Origin of the sequence: Micromonospora jinlongensis, from assembly GCF_013410645.1 — a bacterium.
Taxonomy (GTDB): domain Bacteria; phylum Actinomycetota; class Actinomycetes; order Mycobacteriales; family Micromonosporaceae; genus Micromonospora; species Micromonospora zamorensis.
On the sequence record NZ_JACCHK010000001.1, the window covers coordinates 6,208,031 to 6,228,161 of the forward strand.

The 20,131-nt window shown below is 66.8% G+C and carries 20 protein-coding genes, 1 tRNA gene and 1 pseudogene; 13 read left to right on the forward strand and 9 right to left on the reverse strand.

Annotated features, from left to right (window positions below; translation table 11 throughout):
* Positions 1-76: 76 nt before the first annotated feature.
* Positions 77-508: an SsgA family sporulation/cell division regulator gene (locus HNR22_RS27955; protein WP_007457244.1), complete on the reverse strand. Its 432-nt coding sequence runs from the start codon at positions 506-508 to the stop codon at positions 77-79.
* 294 nt (positions 509-802) lie between these two features.
* Between HNR22_RS27955 and HNR22_RS27960 the strand changes: the two genes are divergently transcribed.
* The 7 genes from HNR22_RS27960 to HNR22_RS27995 all read left to right on the forward strand — a co-directional run bounded on the left by HNR22_RS27960 (position 803) and on the right by HNR22_RS27995 (position 8,827).
* Complete coding sequence (locus HNR22_RS27960; RefSeq protein ID WP_246381011.1) at positions 803-1,444, forward strand: TIGR02611 family protein; 642 nt, start codon at positions 803-805, stop codon at positions 1,442-1,444.
* Between the two features lie 50 nt (positions 1,445-1,494).
* Positions 1,495-1,566, forward strand: a tRNA-Val gene (locus HNR22_RS27965).
* 661 nt (positions 1,567-2,227) lie between these two features.
* On the forward strand, positions 2,228-4,834 hold the full coding sequence (locus tag HNR22_RS27970; RefSeq protein ID WP_179782865.1) for a right-handed parallel beta-helix repeat-containing protein: 2,607 nt from the start codon (positions 2,228-2,230) through the stop codon (positions 4,832-4,834).
* Positions 4,835-5,650: 816 nt separating this feature from the next.
* Positions 5,651-6,235 carry a helix-turn-helix transcriptional regulator gene (locus HNR22_RS27980; RefSeq protein ID WP_179782866.1) on the forward strand — a complete coding sequence of 195 codons (585 nt, stop codon included), beginning with the start codon at positions 5,651-5,653 and terminating at the stop codon, positions 6,233-6,235.
* Entirely contained in the window at positions 6,232-7,242 is a 1,011-nt protein-coding gene (locus HNR22_RS27985) for a hypothetical protein (RefSeq protein WP_179782867.1), read from the forward strand. Before HNR22_RS27980 ends, HNR22_RS27985 begins: the two co-directional genes overlap by 4 nt.
* A 250-nt stretch (positions 7,243-7,492) precedes the next feature.
* Complete coding sequence (locus tag HNR22_RS27990; RefSeq protein WP_179782868.1) at positions 7,493-7,660, forward strand: hypothetical protein; 168 nt, start codon at positions 7,493-7,495, stop codon at positions 7,658-7,660.
* 192 nt (positions 7,661-7,852) lie between these two features.
* Positions 7,853-8,827, forward strand: coding sequence for a GNAT family N-acetyltransferase (locus HNR22_RS27995; RefSeq protein WP_179782869.1), 975 nt, complete (start codon positions 7,853-7,855; stop codon positions 8,825-8,827).
* Between the two features lie 221 nt (positions 8,828-9,048).
* Here HNR22_RS27995 and HNR22_RS28000 read toward each other — a convergent pair whose 3' ends face one another.
* Positions 9,049-9,762 (reverse strand): AAA family ATPase, encoded by a 714-nt coding sequence (locus HNR22_RS28000; RefSeq protein ID WP_343059991.1) that lies wholly within the window; start codon positions 9,760-9,762, stop codon positions 9,049-9,051.
* Between the two features lie 585 nt (positions 9,763-10,347).
* Between HNR22_RS28000 and HNR22_RS28005 the strand changes: the two genes are divergently transcribed.
* Positions 10,348-10,683 carry a hypothetical protein gene (locus HNR22_RS28005; RefSeq protein WP_179782871.1) on the forward strand — a complete coding sequence of 112 codons (336 nt, stop codon included), beginning with the start codon at positions 10,348-10,350 and terminating at the stop codon, positions 10,681-10,683.
* Between the two features lie 44 nt (positions 10,684-10,727).
* Here the strand turns inward: HNR22_RS28005 and HNR22_RS31940 are convergent.
* The 3 genes and pseudogenes from HNR22_RS31940 to HNR22_RS28020 all read right to left on the reverse strand — a co-directional run.
* Positions 10,728-11,675, reverse strand: a pseudogene (locus tag HNR22_RS31940) (tyrosine-type recombinase/integrase); the annotation flags it as partial.
* Positions 11,676-11,757: 82 nt separating this feature from the next.
* Entirely contained in the window at positions 11,758-12,390 is a 633-nt protein-coding gene (locus HNR22_RS28015) for a hypothetical protein (protein ID WP_179782872.1), read from the reverse strand.
* A 303-nt stretch (positions 12,391-12,693) separates the two neighbouring features.
* The gene (locus HNR22_RS28020) at positions 12,694-13,125 is read right to left on the reverse strand and encodes a hypothetical protein (RefSeq protein ID WP_179782873.1); all 432 of its coding nucleotides are present in this window, start codon (positions 13,123-13,125) and stop codon (positions 12,694-12,696) included.
* Positions 13,126-13,922: 797 nt separating this feature from the next.
* Here HNR22_RS28020 and HNR22_RS28025 point away from each other — a divergent pair.
* A complete protein-coding gene (locus tag HNR22_RS28025; protein ID WP_179782874.1) occupies positions 13,923-14,537 on the forward strand; it encodes a hypothetical protein in 615 nt (204 codons plus the stop codon).
* A 265-nt stretch (positions 14,538-14,802) separates the two neighbouring features.
* On the opposite strand, the gene HNR22_RS28030 is transcribed toward HNR22_RS28025, so the two are convergent.
* Both HNR22_RS28030 and HNR22_RS28035 read right to left on the reverse strand, forming a co-directional pair.
* Positions 14,803-15,381 carry an HD domain-containing protein gene (locus HNR22_RS28030; RefSeq protein WP_179782875.1) on the reverse strand — a complete coding sequence of 193 codons (579 nt, stop codon included), beginning with the start codon at positions 15,379-15,381 and terminating at the stop codon, positions 14,803-14,805.
* On the reverse strand, positions 15,378-16,505 hold the full coding sequence (locus HNR22_RS28035) for a helix-turn-helix domain-containing protein (protein WP_179782876.1): 1,128 nt from the start codon (positions 16,503-16,505) through the stop codon (positions 15,378-15,380). Before HNR22_RS28035 ends, HNR22_RS28030 begins: the two co-directional genes overlap by 4 nt.
* Before the next feature lie 232 nt (positions 16,506-16,737).
* Between HNR22_RS28035 and HNR22_RS28040 the strand changes: the two genes are divergently transcribed.
* The 3 genes from HNR22_RS28040 to HNR22_RS28050 all read left to right on the forward strand — a co-directional run bounded on the left by HNR22_RS28040 (position 16,738) and on the right by HNR22_RS28050 (position 17,475).
* Positions 16,738-16,914: a hypothetical protein gene (locus HNR22_RS28040; protein ID WP_246382819.1), complete on the forward strand. Its 177-nt coding sequence runs from the start codon at positions 16,738-16,740 to the stop codon at positions 16,912-16,914.
* A 172-nt stretch (positions 16,915-17,086) separates the two neighbouring features.
* Positions 17,087-17,305: a hypothetical protein gene (locus HNR22_RS28045; protein ID WP_088946984.1), complete on the forward strand. Its 219-nt coding sequence runs from the start codon at positions 17,087-17,089 to the stop codon at positions 17,303-17,305.
* Positions 17,302-17,475: a hypothetical protein gene (locus HNR22_RS28050; protein ID WP_179782878.1), complete on the forward strand. Its 174-nt coding sequence runs from the start codon at positions 17,302-17,304 to the stop codon at positions 17,473-17,475. The genes HNR22_RS28045 and HNR22_RS28050 overlap by 4 nt, the downstream gene beginning before the upstream one ends.
* Positions 17,476-17,688: 213 nt before the next feature.
* Here the strand turns inward: HNR22_RS28050 and HNR22_RS28055 are convergent, their stop codons facing one another.
* A complete protein-coding gene (locus HNR22_RS28055; protein WP_179782879.1) occupies positions 17,689-18,486 on the reverse strand; it encodes an aminoglycoside phosphotransferase in 798 nt (265 codons plus the stop codon).
* Between the two features lie 112 nt (positions 18,487-18,598).
* On the opposite strand from HNR22_RS28055, the gene HNR22_RS28060 reads away from it, so the two are divergent.
* Entirely contained in the window at positions 18,599-19,633 is a 1,035-nt protein-coding gene (locus HNR22_RS28060) for a questin oxidase family protein (RefSeq protein WP_179782880.1), read from the forward strand.
* Positions 19,634-19,649: 16 nt separating this feature from the next.
* Here HNR22_RS28060 and HNR22_RS28065 read toward each other — a convergent pair whose 3' ends face one another.
* A complete protein-coding gene (locus tag HNR22_RS28065) occupies positions 19,650-20,099 on the reverse strand; it encodes a MarR family transcriptional regulator (RefSeq protein ID WP_179782881.1) in 450 nt (149 codons plus the stop codon).
* Between the last annotated feature and the right edge of the window lie 32 nt (positions 20,100-20,131).

The window sequence follows — 20,131 nt, forward strand, 5'->3', positions numbered from 1 at the left end:
GGGTGTGCCGGGGCCGCGCGGACTCGGCAGATCCGCGCGGCCCCGGTGTGGCCGGTGTTGCCCGTTCGGGCGGTGCTCAGCGACCGGCGAGCAGCCGGTTCACCGCCGTGTCGACGTCCAGGTGCTCGGCCTCACGGCCGCGCGGGACGACGACGTACGTCCGTCGAAGGAAACGCACCAGGACGCTGCGCGGCACCTCGAAGAGGGCGTTGCCGTCCGGTGACGAGAGGGCCAGCGCGACGAAGTCACCGCGCGGTGTGGCCCAGGGCCAGACCCGCACATCCCCGATGCCGGCTGGCTCGTCCAGGCCGGTGACCAGCAGTTCGCGGGCAAAGGACCAGCTCACCGCCTCGCCGCCGGCAGATTCGGCGTGGAACAGGACATGGACCGCATACGGGTCAGCAGGGTCGTAACGCAGACTGGCACGCACCGGCAAGGCGGTGGCGTCAGGTGCGACGAGCCTTAGCGACGTCTCGACCTCTACGGTCGTCGGTCGGATGACACTCATGGACGTTCTCCCCCCGGCACCGCTGCGGAACGCGCGTGTCCCGCTTTTCCCATACTCAGGTGCTACTCCTGGCTACGCTCCGCCATACGCTGACTTCACCCAGTGGTGGGAAGGGGGACGGAAAGGCCGCGTGAATACGAGAATTCGCGTAGAATTTCCGGTTCTGCCCAGTGCGTGATCCCGCCCGGCATCGGGTGGTTCAGTCGTCGACTTACTCCGGTAACGTCCAGTCGGCCGTTGCAGTGACGGGCCCGAGCGACACTGGGGGGTGAAATGGTGACGAAGAGATCCCCAATGGATCCGTCGGCGGCGCCCGGCCCGCCGAACGTCGCGGTCCGAGCAGCCGAAAAGCGGGGGTACGCAGTGCCGATGGAGCAGCCCGAACGGGCCGGTCGGCCGGCGTCCGATGCCGATCATCCGAACGGCCGAGGCGCGGACCGGTCGACCGTCGGTCCCCCTGCCAACGGGAACGCGAATCGACCGCTCGGCGGCTCCGGTCGCGGCGGTGGCGGCACCGCCGTGCAGGACCCACCACGCCGCCCCCGCTGGCGGGAGCGGATCACGGTGACCCTCGATCTCATCCGGGCCAATCCCACCGGCCGGATCGCACTCAAGATCTTCATCGCGATCGCCGGGGCGCTCGTGGTGACCATCGGCATCGCTCTCATTCCCCTGCCCGGTCCAGGCTGGCTGCTGGTGATCGCCGGGCTGGGCATCTGGGCCGTCGAATTCCACTGGGCGCGTCGGCTGCTCGGCTTCACCCGCCGACACGTCCACGGATGGACACAGTGGGTGACCCGCCAGTCACTGGCGGTGCGAATCGTGCTCGGCTCCGTCGGCCTCGTCTTCGTGGGCACAGTGGTCTGGCTGTCCCTCAAGTACAGCCTCGGCATCGACGTGGTGGCCGCGGCGATGCACTACCTCGCGACGCACTGACCCCGGATTTCCGGTCCGGTTCCACGATCGGGTAGAGTCAGTGGCGCTGAGGGCGATTAGCTCAGTGGGAGAGCGCTTCGTTCACACCGAAGAGGTCGCTGGTTCGATACCAGCATCGCCCACCCTTAGTTTGCACAGGTCAGAAGCCCGTTACCGAATCAGTCGGTAACGGGCTTTGCGGCATGTGCAGCTTACATTGGGAGCAGATTGGGAGCGGCGCGGCTGGTTCTCGGTTCGGGCCTCCATGGACCTGCCCGGCTGAGTGACCTGATTTGCGGTCCCGAGCGGGTCTGCTGGCTGGTTGCGGAGTCCTACCGCTACCGGCGCCCACATTACGAGAGGGTGCCCTCGATCTGTGGCTCACGGTTGACTGGCGACGTGGGCCCGATAGTTGGCCCATTCGCCGGTCCACATTGCGAGGTCGTGCACCCAGAACTCGGTGCTCTGCCTGGACTTGGCGGCCCACTTCGTTGCAGTCTTTGACGCGAAGTCGTCCAGGACCCGACGTCCAGTCGCCGTCCATGCGGGAAGCTGGGTTAGCCACTGTTCTGCCTGTTCGGCGCTGTGGCCGCTGCCGATCAGCCATGGGACGAGCAACGCGACGTCGGCAAGCAGGCCGCGCAAGTTGCGTCGAGCACGGCACGCAGAGCGTGGGGAAGGCTGCCAGGGCCGTTCGTGCACCAGGCGACGTGACTATTAACCCGTTCGGCGGCCCGTGTTCGTCGGGCGATCAGGATAGGCTGCCGCGGCGTAAACATGATCAACGGTTGCGGGGGCTGTGTGATGAGAAGACGTGTGCTTGCCGGGCTCGCGGTCGTGCCGTTGTTCGCCACAGCCAGCCTGGTTGGTCCGGCGGCGCTGGCGACTGCGGCGGCGGCGGTCGAGGCCTCCGAGTTGTACGTCAGTAAGACGTACTGTTCGCCGACGGGTGTGCAGAACGGCAGTCCGGAGACACCGTTCTGCACCATCCAGGCCGCGTCGGCGGTAGCGGGGCCGGGCCAGACGGTGCTGGTGCAGCCGGGGGTCTACCAGGAAAACGTGTCGTTCAACCGGTCCGGAACCGAGTCAGCGCCGATCACGTTCCGCGCCGTCTACGTCGGCCAAGAGGCGGTCCGGGTCGGCGCGTACCAGACGGGCGCCGTCAGCGGCGCGGTCATGACGGTCTCGGGTGTGCACGACGTCGTAATCGAAGGCTTCGACGTGTACGGCGCTGAGCGTTCCGACGCCATCGTCGTGGTCGACTCCAGCCGGGTCACGCTGAACAAGATCACCATCCACAGTGGTCTGTCTGCGCCCACCGGGGTTGAGGTCAGCGGCGTCTCCGACGGCGTGACGATCAGCCGGGGCCTCATCCAGAACACCTCGGGGCCGGCTGTCGACCTTGACCCGGGCACGACGAACGTCACGGTGACCGGCAACCAGCTCATCGACTCCGGACTGCGCACCACCGCCTCGCCCGGGCTCACCATCACCGGCAACACGGTCGTCACCGACTGCCGTACCGGGATCGACCTGACCGCCGGCTCCACCGGCGCCTTGCTGCGCAACAACATCGTGCAGACATCGAAGTCGCGTCAAGCGTGCACGAACCTGGCACAGGCCAGCGCCATCCGCGTCGACAACGGCTCCGCCAGCGACACCACCGCCGACTACAACCTCGTCGACCCGGTCAGCGGCGCACCGATCTACACCTGGTCCGGGCAGGCACACGACTCCCTCACGTCCTTCACCGCGGCGACCGGGCAAGGCACCCACGACCTGCACGCCGACCCGCGGCTGCTGCTGACCCGGATGAACTGGTCCGAGTGGTACGGGCTCGGGTCGACGTCACCGGCTCGCGACTCGGCTGCCGCAGACGCCCGGGGAACGCTGGACACCGACCTGCTCGACAACTCGTACGCCGACGACCCCGCGATCGCGAACACGGGCACCGGCAGCGGATACCGGGACCGAGGCGCCGTGGAAGCCCAGGGCCCACGGGAGACCGACCCGCAGTACCTGCGCCGCAAGGCCGGCGCAGGCCCGCTCGACGTGGTGGCCGGGGCCGGCATTCGCTCATCCTGGCCCGTCGAGCAGCAACGTGCGAAGTACGCCTACATGTTCTACGGCAGCGACTTGTCCGAGAACCGCTACTGGCACGTCACCGATTCCAACTCCGTGGAGCGCACCTTCCGCCGAGGCGGTCAGATCTGCGTAACGATCACCGGCAGTCAGCGTGACCTCCGAGGGGGCGACAGCTACAGCTCGCATACCTGCACCGTCGTCGGAGCGCGGTTCATGCCGGTGACCCCGACAAGGATTCTCGATACCCGGACCGGCCTTGGCACCACCTCGAAGCAGCCGGTGGGGCAGGACGGCAGCATCATCATGCCGATCACCAGCCTCGGCGGAGTGCCCGTCGCGGACATCACCGCGGTGGTGCTCAACGTGTCGGTCACTCAGCCGACCGAGCCTGGATTTCTCATCGTCTATCCCTGGCTCGCCGTGCCGAATGTCTCCACCGTGAATTTCGTTCCCGGGGAGACGGTGGCCAACCAAGTCACCGTGCCGATAAAGAGCGGCCACATCGCCTTCACCCACCGTGGCCTCGGGCAGGTGCACCTGGTGGCGGACCTTCAGGGCGTCTACACCACGTCCGGCTCCGGCTACGCCTCCACCTCACCGACCCGGGTCCTCGACACCCGCCAGGGCACGTCCGGACCCCTTGCCGCCAACGCCACCCGCACCCTCGACCTCTCCAGCAAACTGCCAGCCGACGCGACCGCCGCCGTGCTCAACGTGACCGCGACTGGCCCGACAGCCAACGGCTTCCTCACCCTCTTTCCTTACGGCGCTAGCGTGCCCACCGCCTCGAACCTCAACTACGTCGCCGGGCAGACCATCCCCAACCTCGTCACCGTGCCTGTCGTCAACGGCCGGGTGAACATCCGCAACGCCAGCTCCGGCACCACCCACGTCGTGGCCGACCTCGCCGGCTGGTTCAGCCCGTCCGCCACGCACACCTTCGTACCACTCGACCCGGTGCGGGTGCTGGACACCCGCGACGGCACCGGACGAGGAACCGTGAACAGCCCCTTACGAGCATGGGAAACCTTCCGCATCCAGCCCGCCGTCGTCGTGGCAGAGGTCTGCAACCCCGCCTGCCCCACGCCCACCGCGGTAGTGGCCAACCTGACCGTAACCGCTCCCACCACCGCCGGCGTGCTCATCGCGCACCCCGGCGGCCAACAGCGGCCAACAGCCTCGAACGTCAACTTCGTCGCCCGCGAAACCGCCGCGAACGCCACCATGGTCGGTGTCGGCACCGGCGTCGACATCTACAACAACAGCTCAGGCCAAACCCACACCATCATGGACCAGCTCGGCTACTTCATCGGCCCCCCCGCCTGACAAACCCCGCACCGACGCCCCGGCCACCAGTCACCATCGGCGGCCGGGGCGACCTCAGGTAGCGGCGCAGGCTCCCGGACGGCAACGAGTACTTATGTTGGTGCGGGGCCTGCTCGGAATGCCGGTGGCCTGGTGAGTACCGTCTGGCGGATCGGCGTGGACTCGCGCCGCTGCATCGGCACGAGCCATCTGCGCCGGTGCCGCGCCCGAGCACTTCCGCCTGGTGGACGGCCTGTCCGCGCCGCTGGCCGACGTCGTCGCCCCGGCCGATGTCATCCTCGACGCCGCCGACTCGTGCGTCCGCGACGCCACCGACGACCGGCTGATCGCGCCGCAGGAGTGACCCGAAATTGAGCCCGGCCGTCTGCGCCCACGAGCTGGGCAGCTGCGGAAGTTCGGCAGATCAGCGACGAGGCTGAAAGTGACGAGCGATGAACCACGCCTCCCAATCAGCACCTGGTCGAAGCAGAAGGCCGGTGACAGGACAGCTTTCGCGCGGGCCTTGGCCGACAGAGCTGAGCCGAATGCGGAAGTGGGCCGGTTCCGGGGTCCGTGCTCATCGGGGCCGCCCGCAGCGGCCGGATGGAAACCCTCGGTTTTGCTGGTTAACGCCGGGGCGAGTGTCGGACCGGTCGGTCACGGCGGACCCGAAGATGTCAGCCGTGGTGCGGCGGGCTGCCCGCTCCGGTGATGTCCGTTTATGTCGATATCCGGGCATCGAGCCGGGGTGGTGCGTTGGCGATGCGCAGCATGGCCGTTGTCTCGGGCGCGCGGCACGGTCTTGCGGTTAGACGTATACGTCTATAAATTGCCTGGGTGCCCTTGGACGCGTCACGGAACAGCCTGGTGTTGCCGATCCTCGGACTCCTCGTCGAGCAGCCGGCGCATGGCTACGACATCACGACACGCCTACGCGAGCGATACGGACACCTATCGGTCACCCGCAGCACGGTCACGTCCCTGCTGAAGGCGCTCGAGAAGGCAGGCATGGTCTCCCCCCGGCTGCCCGAGCGAGTGGGAAACCGGCCGCCACGTACGACCTACGAGTTGACTGCCGCAGGTCTCGCCGACTTCCGCCACAAGGTCGAGGCTGGGGTGCGCGACACCCAAGCCGCATCCGTGGACTTCGTCATGGCGGTCGCCTACGTCGGAATTCTCCCGATCGACCAGGCGGCGTGCATCCTGGACGGTCGCGCCGACCGGCTCGACCACGAACTGGCTGCCCTCTCGGGGCTGCCCGACGGTGACGTACTCGAAGTGCACATGCTCGAGGTCGCCTACTGGCGCACCATCGTCGCCACCGAAGCCACCTGGATCAGGACCCTGGTGCGGCGGATCTGTGCGCGCGAGATCGGCTGGCCAACCCAGCAAACCGACCAATACGGGAGTGCAGAAGCGTGAAGTTCGGTATCTATCCGGGCGGACGGGCCGGCACGATCTGCTCCCACCCACCCGATGTCGCCGCGATCCGCCACCTCGTCGACGACCTTCCGGACGGTCGCCCCTTCGTCATCCGCGAGTACGTACACTTCCTCGGTGACATGGCACCGCCGGACCTCGTCACCTCGCTCGGCGCCGAACACGAACTCGCGCACCTCACGATGCCCGACGAGTGGTACGTCGAGGGAAACCGCGAGCTGGACCTCGTGGTCAGCTACATCCCCCGGGCCGCCGACCTCTCCGGATGGCTGGCCTTCCTCGACACCGTCATCGACCGTTACGGTCACCTGACGCGGTACCTCCAGGTGACGCTTGAGCCGAACTTCCCCATCCCGCTCATCGACGGAAGCGCACCCGGCGTCCTCGAAGCCCTTACCCTCGGCATTCCGCACGCACGCGCCGCACTGGACCGGCAGGGTCTCCAGCACGTGCAGATCGGCTTCTCCGTCGCCGAACCACCGGAATGGTTGGGCGGCGACGACCAATTCTGGTCGTATCTCTCCTCGGTCCCGTACCAGGACTTCGCGGCTTACGTGGACTACGTCGGTCTGGGCCTGTACCCCGACGCCTTCTCGCCCGTCGCCCCGCGGGGCAACCCGGGAGACACCGCATCCCTCACCACACACGCCCTGCGCCACTTGCGGGGCGCGTCGTTGCCCCGCGCGCACATCCCGCCCAGCATTCCCATCCACATCGTGGAGAACGGCACCCCGAGCGGGTCACCGCGCACCGAGCAGGCACAGTGCGACTCACTGTCGGACATGCTCGGCGTCATCCTCACCGAACAGGAGCCAATGAACATTACCCACTACGAACTGTTCAGCCTCAGGGACGCCGACAGCAGCTCCACGGAACCCACCGGGACATTGGGCATCGTCACCGACACCTACCGACCCAAGCCCGCCCTCGCCGTCTACCGCGACATCGTCCGCAGCGCTGGCCCGCTGCCCGTAACCAGGCGTCCCTGAGCGCGGCGATCCGAACGCAGCGAGGCGGGTAGCCGACCTGCGTCCGCGAGCAGTTCACCGACCGGATGGTTGACGGCTAGCGCGTGGTCTTCGGCGCAGGTGCAGTTCGTAGAGTGCTTCTTCGACCTGTTTGACGATGAGGTGGACGTGATCCTCCTGGCCCCGCAGACCGGCCCGCTTCACCGGGGCCGAGGGCGAGAAACTGGTCGGGTTCTTCAGCGTGTTCGCACCTGGTGCTAGCCGGCTCGACATGGTCGAGGTGATCTCCAAGACCGTCGCCGAGGATCGCGTCGTCTTCGAGGAATGGGCTCGGGGTGTCTTCTTCAATGAGCCATACGCGGCCCGGCACCGCATTCACGTTAGGGTCCGGAACGGCAAGGTCGTCGGCTTCCACGAATACAACCGACCGCTCGACTGAACACCGCCCGTCGGGGCGCTTTGACCAGGGAGATGCTGAGCCGCCAGGGACTGGAAGCCGGCGACCGGACCATCCAGCCGTTCCTCTCTTGACTGTGGACATGCCTGATCTTTGTCCAGCCGCCACCCTGCCAACCCGATGCTGCGCGACCGGCCCCCCGCGCGAGGCGTCGGCCCGATAAGATGACTGTCGATGAAGATCCCGCCTTGGAAACCCGCCACGCTGGCCGATGCGGTGTCGCTGGCAGCCCTGTTCCGGCGAGTCGAGGCGGTTGCGCCCGTCGGCCTCGAGCAGCACGCCGACGACGTCACGACACGGCTGGCGACTCTCGGGCCGGAACTCGGGTCGGGTACCCGGGTCGGCCGCGATGAGGACGGGGACGTCGCCGCGTACGGGGAGGTCGCGGAGATGGGCGAGGTCGATCATGTCCTCCGGATCCGGCTGGCCAATGTCGTCCGTCCCGACACCGCGAGCGACGTCCGTGCGGAGCTGTACCACTGGCTCCTCGGACAGGCCGAGCAGGTGCGGCAGGCCCGCGGATCCGCGCAGGCGGCCGTCCTCGGCACGCGGTGCGCCGAGAACGATCGCGTCGGACGCGAGCTGCTGGCCCGGCACGGCTTCGAGTTGGTCCGGCACGAGCGGGACTTGGTCCTGGCGCTGCCGGAGTCGCTGCCCACAGAAGTGCTGCCGCCTGGCCTGGTGTCGAGCCCTGTCGACGAGCGCTACGAGGAGCTGGCGCGGCTGGCCCATAACGAGGCATACGCCGACAGCCCGTCCGCGATCCGACCAGACCAGCGCACCTGGCCAGCGCACGCCATCGCGCACCCCCGATTCCTGCCCGACCTGTCCTGCCTGGTGCTCGTGGAGGCGGACGGGGCCGAGAACCCGGTGGCCGGCTTCCTTTTTGCGCTCGCCGACGACACGGAGAGACCCACCGCAGTGCTGCACTGTCTGGGCAGCCGAGTTTCCTGGCGCCGCCGTGGCGTCGCCACCGCCATGATCACACACGCCCTCCGCAGGGCTCGTTCCGCAGGCTTTCACCAGGTTCGCCTCCGGGTGAGTGACACCAATCCGGCAGCTCTCGCGCTCTACCGCAAGCTCGGCTTCGTCGGCTCGGGGCGCGGGTACGCGGTGCTGATGCGACGCCTCGGCCCTGATTCCAGCTGACACTGCGTTGCTCGGCTCACTCGCCGGGCAGACGGCGTGACAGCGACTTCGGCGAATTCGCGACCGGACGCCTGGCCATCGCCCGCGAGCGACCACGAAAGAGAGCACCGATCGCCATTACTCGACCATAATCCCAGTTCATGGCCATCACGGAAGGCGCGGACACGGGACCGGGCGACCGGAGGCCGACCAACCCACCAGGCTCTTTGTCTCGCCCGGGTTCAGTTGCCATCGCGGAACAGGTGGTGCAGGTAACGCTGCGGGTCGGCCAGAAACGAGCGGGTCAGGACTACCGGCTGAGCGTCGTCGTAGTCGACGTGACGGATAACGCCGTCGGGTTCGATCTGCAGGATCCTGGCGTGCGGGACGGCCAGCAGGATGGGGGAGTGGGTGGCGATGACGAACTGTGCACCAGCCTGAGTGAGGTCGCGAATGCGAGCAAGCAACGCCAGGCAGCCATGCACGGACAGGGCGGCTTCCGGTTCGTCGAGCAGATACAGGCCCTGAGGCTTGAACCGGTGGGTGGCCAGGTCGAGGAACGACTCGCCATGGGATCGTTCGTGCAGGCTGGTGCCACCGTAGCCGTCGACGACACCAAGGCGGTCGATCTCGGTGGCCACGTTGTAGAACGACTCGGCCCGCAGGAAGAACCCGGTGCGCGGCTTCCGGGTGCCGCGTACCAGTCGTAGGTGTTCACCAAGAGACGACTCGGTGGCCCGCGTGCTGAACCGAAAGTTGGCGGATCCGCCCTCGGGGTTGAACCCCGCCGCTACCGCGATCGCCTCGATCAAAGTTGACTTGCCGGTGCCGTTGCCTCCGGCCAGGAACGTCACCGCCGGATCCAGCTCCACTTGGCCGGCCGCCCGTAGGCCGGCGACGACGGGCAGCGTAAACGGATAGGCGGACCGGTCCGCGTCGTCATCGGTCAGCTCCACGCAGCGCAGGAACCCACCGCTGTCTCGACGCGAGTCCGAATCCTCGTCTCCACTGGCCATCAGCTGACCCCTTCGCGCCGCCGTTCTGTCTACCATTTCGACCGTGTGTGACCAGGCCGGAAGATGCTCCGACGGTACGCCCGTTTACGCGGCTTCTGCTGTCACCGTCCGCAGGCAGATGCTGCCGCCCTTGCTTAAGCGCGCGCGGGACGCGGGCGAGGATCTGTACTGCTGGTGCTGCCTGTGACTTGCAAGGGAGCGGTGCCAGGCCCGGATAGGTGGAGCGGACTGGGAGCAGCGGGGCGCCCTGAACGGCTTGAACTGCATCCAACGGCGTTGAACGGCGCTCAAATGCACCCACCCCTACCTGTGACTACACGTTCAGGCAGGTCAGAGCGGGCCCGGCGTCCTGTTTCACACCCAAGCGGTCGCTGGTTCGATACCAGCATCGCCCACTCTCAGTTCACGCAGGTCAAAGGTCATTCCCATTCATTGGGGGTGGCCTTTTTGCTGCCTGTACAGCAGCTGAGTACAGCAACCGGGGTCGTTGGGTCTGTGTGTGGCGCTGCCGGGAGGGCGGTGAACGTGACGGACGTGCTGAAGGTCCAAGACCTTCGCCGGGTGTGCGGCGTGCTGCTGGACATGGTGGAGGAGCGGTTCGGCACGGAGATCGATCTGTCCCGTGTCGATGTCGACCTCTACTGGAACGTCGACCTGGGGACCGCGTTCGACCTGAGAGACGTTCCGGAATTAGGAATCGACGTCGGGCAGTGTAGTGACGACGTGGCAGAGCTACATGCACTGCTGCGCCGCCCGGCAGACCACGTGCCGGCGCTCTGGCACGACCTGCAACACCTCGCCGGTGTTCTGCGGTTGCTGGCCTACCTCGACCTGCCAGGCGTCAACGCTAGCGAGAGCTGAAGGAGCACCAGCGTCACCGCTGCCCGGCCTGGCCGACTGGTGTGTCAGCAGCCGAGAGAATCGCCGAGCCGCTGAGTGCGTCGCGGGTCGCCTTCGACGAGACCTGGGTGTAGATCTCCATCGTCACCGAGAAGCGGGCATGCCGGAGCACCTGCATGGCGACTCGGGGGTGGACGTCCAGGTCGGCCAGCAACGTGGCGCAGGCGCGGCGTGCGTCGTGGACGGTGATCGGGCGGACCTTTGCTCTGTCGCACCGGGCTTGCCAGGAGCGCTGGAGATTGCGCGGCTCGATCGGTGTGCCATAGCGCGTGGTGAATACCAGGTCGTTCTCGTGCCAAGCGTTGCCGGCGGCTGCTTCTGTCTCGTTGCGTTGATCGCTCCGCAGCTTGAGTGCCGTCAGGCAGATGTCGGGAAGGGGGAGTGTGGCGTCGGAAGCCTGGGTCTTGGTGTCTCGGTGCAGAAGTTGCCCGCGCAGGCGTTGCAACTGGCGGCCGATTGTCAGCTCTCCAGCGTCGAGGTCGACGTCCTCCCACGTCAGTCCCAGGGCCTCGCCCTTGCGTAGGCCGGTCACGAGGACCAGGGCGTAGGCGGCGTAGAGAGGGTCCTCGTCTGCGCGGGCCGATTCGAGGAACTGCGCGCCTCGTCGCTCGACCACGACTTGCCTCGTCGACGACGGACGATGGCCAGGGTGACCGCAACGGCCGGGTTCTTGGTGATGAGGTCCTCGGCCTGGGCGTGGGTGAGGGCGGCCCGCAACGCGGCCCGGATGTCCCCGACCGTGCGCGTCGACGGGACGGCCTGGCAGCAGCGGCCGACCGCACAGCAGCGCCGCTTGTCCTTCGAACGAACGTCTTGTAGGTGGCGTAGGTCAGGGGCGCGCGGTACGGCTCGATGATCTCGTTCAGCCAGTAGGTGAGGAAGCTGCCGACCCTGGGAACGCTGGTCGCGACCGGCCCGGCCTTGGCCTGCTGGTGCAACTTGCTCCACTTGTCGTCCAGAGGAGCATCGGGATGGCACAGGTTCGACGGCGTTAGGCGGAGAGGATGCCTGCCTGGTGTTGTCAGCGTGGCACGATCAACTCCACGTAAGCCCGGCGAGTTGTTGCTTGAACTGTTTCAGCGTGAAGCCATGACTCTCGGGCGGTATGAGCGACAGTGAGTAGGCGACCCGCCCGACCTCCCACCAGACCGTCCAAGAGCCTGCTGCGCCGTAGCGAGTGATGATGCCTTGCTGTGAGCGGATTGGGAACGTGGCGATAGTGGCCGACCGGTGCACCCTAGTTGTGGGCTGCGCGTCGAGGAGCAGCATCGTGCCGCGAGGATCCCGGAAGCTCTGAAGCCAGCGTTCGTCGGTCCTCAGGTGTCCTCCGGAAGGATCCCACCGCTTGTCTGCAAGGAGGTCCGGCACATCTCGCTCGTAGTAGGTCGGATGCGGCAGGGCGGCGGCGGCGTCGCGCAGAACTCTGTCACCGAGGGGTTCTTGCAGCGATACGAAAGCGGGCGCAGCGTAACCGGTGATGGCGCATTCGTCCTCTTCTGCTCGCACGATTCTCGTGGTCACCGAAATAACCACCTGGGTCTCGTCCTGATGGGTGATCGTCGCCTCGGGGGAACGCGTGGGCTCTCCGCAGATTGCACTGTCTATGCCGGTGGCCACGGTGATCGAGGTGTCGTCGCGAGCGACGATCGCTGCGACCCAAGGCAGCACGACGGATCCATCCGGTGACGAGGCTCGGTTCCCATGCTGCGGTCCCGCTGACGCGGACGATGTCGCCTCTTGTGGAGATTCGGCTACGGCGTCTCGGCGACCTGTTCCGCAGGCACCAGTTAGCGTCACGACGAGCACTGCTGCGGTGATGCGCACAACCTTGCCCGAGCTAATGGCCACCACCGCAGCCTGCCAGAAAGTTGAAGCTCCCTGCTGCCCCTCACTGCACCGAGCCGGTGACCACCGACGAGCCAGCCGCTCGGGCGAGTGCTCGGGGGCCGTTCAAACTATTGATCCTGGCGATCATCGGCCGATGGCCTTCCCTGCGGCTTGGATGAAGCGGTCCACCGATTCGCGGTGTGCTCTCCAGGCCGCATCGACAAGATCATCCTTCCGGCCTGGCAATCGCCACGCCCTGCCCAGCTGCTTTCCAGCAGCATCCAACGCAACGACAGCGGCGGCAAGGCGTCGATCGGGGCAGAGGATCCGCAGACGGGCTTCAGCTAGGCGATACTGGTGGAGATCCCAAGCTGCAACCGCGCCGGCGGCATCAAGGTGGCGTTCTTCCCATACGCGGTTTCGATAGTCTTCGGAGAGCGCCACCACCGCGGCACAATGATCGAGAAGCGCCGCTCTGGCCCGTTCCCTGGTGTCCGAACGGCGGAGTAGGTACTGGCCCAACAACGCCATACCGGCGCCGGCGAGAGCGCCCAATAGACCAATCCAAGCTGCCACAGTGCGACGGTAGGTGGTAGCGGCAACACGTTGGCGGCCCGTCGTTTGATGGAGACCTTCGGCGACGGTGCCACCGGGGACCGCGTTGTCAGCGATGACGACCACAAGCGGGCCAATTCGAACCTCTGCCGGCTCCTTCGGGAGTTCAACGGGCAGCAAGCGCCGACGGCCGACCAGCGTTAAGCGGTGGTGGCCCCGTTGCTGTCGACAGCAACGGGGCGGGACGAGGCCAGCAGCCTGGCGCGGGAGCGTGCCCGTTACGTGCCCGATGTCGCGGTCGGCGACGGGTAACCACGGTTAAAGCCTGATCACTGACGCCATCAGCCGAGTGCCTTCTCTGCCGATTGTGGCTCCTTCTGGGCCGGGCCCACCTCAGGACGGCTGAAACTACGTGACCACTGTTGAGCGAGCAGGGCTGCGCCCGTAAGCAGCCAAACTCCTACGCCATTCCAGCGGAGCAACAGCCCGACGCCCGCTGCGAGCCAGAGCGTCCAGCCCACGAGCGCCAATGGCCCCTGGCGGCGTGCACGCGTCATGACGCGAGATTAGATCAGCTGGGCAAGGGCCTCTGTCGCGTGCCCGATGCGTGCAGGAGACCGGTGACTAATCGTTCGGCACGTCCGACTGCCTGCCGTCGCTGGTCGGGCCCGCCTGATCGTTCCTTCGGGACGCAGAAGTCGTGGATTCGATTCGGCCCGCGCTGGGTCAGAAGACTGACCACTTTCGACGACATGCATGGCCCGGTCCTAGCCACTCGTGTACTGGTGTTGCGCATGATCACCTTGCATCATGTCGCCATGACTCTCTCTCCGGTCATCACTCCAGTGGGACTACGGCCGCGCCGCATCTGGTTCACCATCGCGGCACTGGTCGCCGTCGGCGGCGTGTTGGCAGCGGCCGGCGTGATGCTGTTCGTTCTCCGCTCCGGGGGTGACCTGGGACAGCGCCTTACACCAAATCAGGTGGTCACGGTGCACCTGTCGCCGGCAGACGAGAAGATGGTGTGGGTCAAGGAGACCGGCCAGAGCGTCCCGGACATCAAATGTGATAAGTCACCGGTGGATGGTCAGGAGGTTCTTGAGTCTCATGAGGTCCACCTGCTTTCCGAGAATGTCGAACTCAACGTCGACAACGAACGGTGGCGCGGCCTTCTCACGCTGTCCGCCGGCCCGGCCGGTAGATACGAAGTGAGCTGCAGGACATCCGGGGTCGGCCCAGCACCGACCCTCTCGATCGGCGATCCACCACGGTTCTACGGTGCGCGCGGCACGGCTCTCGGCAGCTTGGCGGCGTTCGGTCTGGCCATCATCAGTGTGATCACCAGCGGGGTGCTGGCGGTTGTCGTGGCTGTCCGACGTGGCTTCCACCGGGTCCGCCTCCGTCAGCAGGGCACCGACGCAAATCACGGATGACATCCGAAGGAGCAGACTGGATCGAGCGTTACAACCCTGGACGCGGAGGGCTGCCTGCGTGCCGAGTCAGCAAGGTCAGTACGGGGACTGCTGACCGGATTTCCTGCGACGCCGGGTAGCAACCCCTGCCCGGTCAGGGACCTGTCGCGAGAACCGAGAGTGCAGATCGTTCACTTTCCCAAGCTGGGGCTATGCACCCTCCAAGTCGTCCGCTTGATCGACTGCGCCCTCACCGTTGATCAATCAAACGCCAAGTGTTGAACGCTTACTCCTGCGGCGGGGGAGCGAGCCAGGCCAGAGGTTGTCCGCTGAGGGCGGCGTCGGCAAGGCGGTGGGCGCTGGCGGTCTTCAGAGCGGCTCGTGAGCTGTCGATCCAGCGCTGCACGTTGTCGACGCCTTGGTGGCGGTACTCGACGGCTTGGACGAGGCATTCCAGCTTGTCAGCGTCACGAGCGACGACAGCTTCTAGTGTTTCGCGAGCTTCGTATTCGGCGACGGCGGCGGTGATGGCTTGGGCAACGGCCGGTGGACAGGCGGCGACCTGGTCGGCGGTGACGGCAGTGTTGGGTACGGCGGTGAGATAGCGCTTGGCGATGTGCGGGATGTCGGTGATCCGGGTTTCCTGGGTGTCGTGCAGGACGCACAGCATCGACACCCGGGCCGGGTCCGCGCCCTCCATGGCGGCGAGCATCATTCCGATGAGCGCCGTTCGGAAGGAGTGCTCGGCGATGGACTCGGGTTGCTTGACGCCGGCGAACCACCATCCGGTCCGGGCGGCGCGTTTGAGGACGCCAGCTTCGAAGATGAAGTTCATCGCTCCGGCGGCGTCGTGATCGTCGGTCATCTGCCCGTCCCTGTGCCGGTGAGTCCGTCCGCCCGCAGGCTGTAGACGATAGAGGTTAGTTCCTGCCGCGACTGGGCGGAGATCCGGTCACTGTCCAGGAGCGGGACACTGCGGTCGAGGAGCGCCCGAGTCGCGGCGGGGTTGTCGAGAGCGAGACCGCGTCGTGCGGCCAGCAGAGCCCAGACGTTGTGGATGTTGAGGTCGACGAAGGGATGCCCTGGTTCGAGGCGATGGACCAGGTGTCGAAGAAGGACTGAGCCATGCCATTCAGCGAGCGCTTCGGGCATGAAGGAGTCGTCGCGGTGGCGGTACGGGATCTCGCCCACCCAGTAGGCCGAGTAGTTGAGAGCCGCTCGCTCGCAGGCATCATCGGGATGTGCGCGAGCGATGAAGTCTCGTAACGGTTCCGGGTCGCCCTGGTTAGCGAGGGATGTGACGACGGAGCGGGCGTCGGGCCACAGCGGTGACCAGGTGCGAAAGGTGGTCGTGCGGCGTGCTCGGGCGGTGCTCTGGGTGAGCCAACCTGCTGCTGCCTTGGTGGGGTCCATGCCGGCAAGGAAGCAGGCTTGCCGGTGCAGCAGCACGTTCCGATGCCGTCCGGCTGCGGCGCGATCGGCGAGCACGTGAAGGTGAGCGAAGAACGCACGTTGCTCGTCGACGGGCAGGGTCGGCCCGGACGCGACTGGACCCCGCCGGGGATGGGCGATGGGTAGGCCTCTGGCGAAGGTCGGTGTCTGCCCGAGGACGGCCCAGAGGATCAAGTCGGTCAGACGGTGGGTGAGTACGGACCAGCCCAGCGGCTGTTCGGCGATGTCGCAGCGGCCCACATGTTCGTTGAGGACGGCGGCGAGGATGAGATCCGCCTCGGCAGCGTCGTCAAGTGCTGCGAGCAGGAGTGTGTTTGCACCGAGCCGTCCGAGCCGGCGTCGGACGGCGATCGCCTGCCCGAGCGGTACCGCGGTGAATGGCCGGCGCCCGGATTCCCAGCTCTGCACGGTCACGCGATCGACGTCCAGGGCGACGGCGAGCTGCTCCTGGGTGAGCGGGATGGACTCCCGGATCAGCTTGAACAGGTAGCCGGTCACCTCGCCGCGATGCGGTGCTGATCGTCCGGGACCTCTCATGCGTCATCCCTACGTTGACCCGTGGTCGACGTTCCGCCGTGAAACCAATGCTGCGGCAGCTCATCTGGCCTGCTCACTCGTACTACGGGTGAGTCCATCCGCCGCCGTCGTGATCGTAGCGTCGCAGTTACCGAACGTTCCAGATCCGGCCCCGTCGTTTCGGGGTCGGCCGTGGAGTGCTGCCCGGTGGAGGGAGCCAGCGATGCGGGACAGGACACCACCATGGCGACGAGTGACCTACGACCAGTACCTGATCGCCGTCGCGATGACCCTGGCACGGCGACACCGCCCGGCCTGGTCGTGGCGGAAGTGGAGCTGGATCTGCCGCTGTGGGGCGGAGCTGCCCTGTCGCAGCCGACAGCGCATCCCGATCAAACGGGGGCACTGGCCCGCCGAGGAGGAACAGTGAGCAACGAGGCTGAGCGGCAAATCCTGGTCGTACACCTGCTCGCTAACGACGGCCTTTGCACCGGTTGCCGGGCGTGGTGGTCGCGGCTCACGCCGTACCCGTGCTGGCAGGTGAACTGGGCGACCAGCCGGCAGGCGCGGTCGATGACGGCAGCGCTGCTCGGAGGCCGCGCATGACCACGCACGGCCCGGTGCTGCCGATCTGGAGCTGTGGCGGCTGCGATGCGCCCTGGCCCTGCCGCACGCGGCAGCGCGAGCTACGCGCCGAGTTTGACGACGCTCCGATCTCTCTGGCTCTCTACCTAGGTGCCCAGCTGGTGCGGGCCTCCGAGGACCTGACCTGGGTGCCGGCGGGTGCGCTGCACAGACGCTTCCTCGGCTGGCTTCGGTGAGCATCCTGCGGCCCGGTGACGAGAAGTTCCACTACAGCGACGGCTCTCACAGGTGGATCCCGCCGGACGCGGACTACGACCAGGAGGTCTGGGACGAACAGGTCCGCCAACACAAGCAAGGACACCTCAGAAACGTGCACCCGAAGGTGCGGATCCAGCGCCTCGTCTGACGCCAGCAGTTCAGCAGCGAAGTGCAGCACCCGTGCCAGCCGAACCAAGCCAAGAAGTGCGTCAGCAGGCTGTCTGACCTCGCATCAAGTCCGATCCGACCTCCTTGCCGAGAGTTCGCACCGAAGCGGTCGCTGGTTCGATACCAGCATCGCCCACCGTTCGTGCGTGCAGGTCAGGAGCCGGTACCCGCGTCACGAGAGGGTGCCCCCGGGTCATGGCTGATCCGCTGACTGGTGGCCGACGGTCCGGTGGTCCGCCCACTCGCAGGTCCACGTTGCGAGGTCGTGCACCCAGGCCTCGCTGCTCTGCCGGGACTTGGCGTCCCACTTCGTTGCATTCCTTGACGCGAAGTCGTCCAGGACCTGACGGTCAGTCGCGGTCCATGCGGGAAGCTGGGTGAGCCATTGTTCTGCCTGTTCGGCGCTGTGGCCGCTGCCGATCAGCCAGGGGACGAGCAACGCGAGTTCGACCCATGCGGCGGCCTTGGTTGCCCACGCCCAGTCGACGATTCGTAGGCCGAGCGGCGTCACGATCAGGTTGGCCGGGTTGAGGTCGGAATGGATGAGTGTTTCGCCGTCCATCGCGGGGTGCGTGAACCCGAGACGGGCTGCTGGAGTGAACCAGCTCTCGCCGGGCGCCGCCGTCTCTTGAAGTGCTTTCAGCGTGGCTAGGAACAGATCCAGGTCCGGGCTGCCGGGGGACAGGTCGGGGTGGGGACCGGCAAGGTGCTCGGTCCCCACCACCAGCCAGCCATCGGATTCGAACTGCCACAGGACTGCGGGCGGGTGCCGGTCGATGGTCCGGGTTGCCGCCAGTTCGTAGCGCAGAGACCGAACACTGAACTCGCCGGAGGCTGCCTTGACGAAGATATGTCCGGCTGGTCCGGTGACTGTTGAGGCGATCTCAGCATGGTTGCCGCTGGAAGCCGGGACGACATCGAAGGCTCCGTCGACCCGTTCGGCGATGCGTGCCGTGACACTCTCCGGCAGGGTGGTCCAGTCGTTACGCATTGGTCTCTTCTCTGCTGAGTGGCGGGGTGCGGCGAACAGCGGGACTCGACCTCGCCACCCCGGTCAACTATCGCTTGACTTCAACCGGACTTCAGTTTGAAGACTTCACTGCATGACGAGTTCCATCCTCGACGAGGCATACGAACGGGTGCGCCACACTGGCCCGGAGCGCAACGGTTGGCTGTCCAACCACGCCCCCATGGCGGTCGAGGCCCTGGTCCACCGCGGCCACGAGCAGGCAGTGCACCGATGGATTGACGGCTACGCGGACAGGCTGGAAGAGCGGCCACGGGGTATTCGACCCATCCCAGGTGATGAGTGGCGTGACCCGCTCGGCGACCCGGTTCGTACCGGAGACTGGCTGAACTATTTCGACCGCGAGTTGGCCGGCGAACCTTGGCGGGAGGTGCTGGTCCGGTGGTGGCCGCGCCTGCTGCCTGGCATAGCCGCCGGCGCGACTCACGGCGTCATCCGGGTCGGGCACGCCATGCGGGCCTTGCTAGACGAGGAGACCCAGCCGCGCGTCGCCGAACTCGGTCAGGGGCTGGCCTACTGGGCCGCCCGGTGGCAGCCCCTCGCACGACCCGGCGCCGGGCCATACCCGACAACCGACGCCCGCTCCGCGCTCGACGCGGTACCCCGGGTACCCGACCAGCGGTCCGGCATCCGAGCCCGCCTCGCTCAACTGGCCGACCTGACCCAGTGGCCTTCAGTAGCCGGTGCGGTGCCCGGAAACGACAGTGACGACGTTCCAACACGGCTCGCGGGCATCGTCGACGCCGCGGTGGTCCGGCACGGCACCCATGGGTACGCGAGCCCTGTCATGCTCGTCCACGCCGCCACCGCGCCGAACGCGGTCCTGCGTGCCTTGCCGGCTCTACCGCAAACGCTCTGGGCGCCGAGCCTTGCCGCCGCCTGGGCGGCAACAGCTGCCGTTACCGCGGCTTACGCCCCTGCCGAGGCGCGGCGCGCCCCGCCCGCTGGCACCGACCTGAGCCTCGATGAGGTCATGCGCCGCGCAACAGACACCGGAGACGCGCACGCGATCAAGTTCGTTGATGCCGTAAGTGACACGTACACCCGCTCCGGGGATCCCGCACTGCTCGCCATCGCCGCGCAATCCGTCGAGCAGATCGCCACCGACTAACGAGTCCGTGCGGCCGTCAGTCAGGCAGGTCGGCGATCCGGGTCGAGAGCTTGCGCAGCAATGCGAGCTCGTCGGGACTTAGATGATCGAGGAAGCGGGCGCGTACGGAAACGACGTGGTGCGGGGCGGCTTCATCCAGCACCTTGAAGCCGTCGTCGGTCAGGTGCAGGATGCAGCCCCGCGCGTCCTGTGGGTCGGGCTCCTTGTCGATCAGTCCGCGGGCCTGCATACGGGCCGCGTGGTGGGACAGTCGGCTGCGCGACCACTCCATTTTGTGGGCGAGGTCCTTGAGCTCCCACCGACGGTTCGGCTTCTCCGACAGGGTGCTCAGCACCTCGTAGTCAGCCGGTGACAGTCCTGAGTCGCGGGCCAGGTCCCGGTTGAGCCGTGCCGGCAGCGTTGTCAGCAGGCGCCGGAAAGCGCGCCAGGCGTGTTCCTCATCCTCGCTCAACCAGGCGGTGTCCACGTGGTCACACTACACCTCGTTGACACGTCATC

Excerpts from the sequence above, each read along its gene's own strand:
- HNR22_RS28030 (WP_179782875.1), bottom strand. The coding sequence starts at position 15,381 with ATGACCGACGATCACGACGCCGCCGGAGCGATGAACTTCATCTTCGAA.
- HNR22_RS28025 (WP_179782874.1), top strand. The coding sequence starts at position 13,923 with ATGACTCTCTCTCCGGTCATCACTCCAGTGGGACTACGGCCGCGCCGC.
- HNR22_RS27960 (WP_246381011.1), top strand. The coding sequence starts at position 803 with ATGGATCCGTCGGCGGCGCCCGGCCCGCCGAACGTCGCGGTCCGAGCA.
- HNR22_RS28035 (WP_179782876.1), bottom strand. The coding sequence starts at position 16,505 with ATGAGAGGTCCCGGACGATCAGCACCGCATCGCGGCGAGGTGACCGGC.
- HNR22_RS28045 (WP_088946984.1), top strand. The coding sequence starts at position 17,087 with ATGACCACGCACGGCCCGGTGCTGCCGATCTGGAGCTGTGGCGGCTGC.
- HNR22_RS27995 (WP_179782869.1), top strand. The coding sequence starts at position 7,853 with ATGAAGATCCCGCCTTGGAAACCCGCCACGCTGGCCGATGCGGTGTCG.
- HNR22_RS28055 (WP_179782879.1), bottom strand. The coding sequence starts at position 18,486 with ATGCGTAACGACTGGACCACCCTGCCGGAGAGTGTCACGGCACGCATC.
- HNR22_RS27955 (WP_007457244.1), bottom strand. The coding sequence starts at position 508 with ATGAGTGTCATCCGACCGACGACCGTAGAGGTCGAGACGTCGCTAAGG.
- HNR22_RS27990 (WP_179782868.1), top strand. The coding sequence starts at position 7,493 with ATGGTCGAGGTGATCTCCAAGACCGTCGCCGAGGATCGCGTCGTCTTC.
- HNR22_RS27970 (WP_179782865.1), top strand. The coding sequence starts at position 2,228 with ATGAGAAGACGTGTGCTTGCCGGGCTCGCGGTCGTGCCGTTGTTCGCC.
- HNR22_RS28060 (WP_179782880.1), top strand. The coding sequence starts at position 18,599 with ATGACGAGTTCCATCCTCGACGAGGCATACGAACGGGTGCGCCACACT.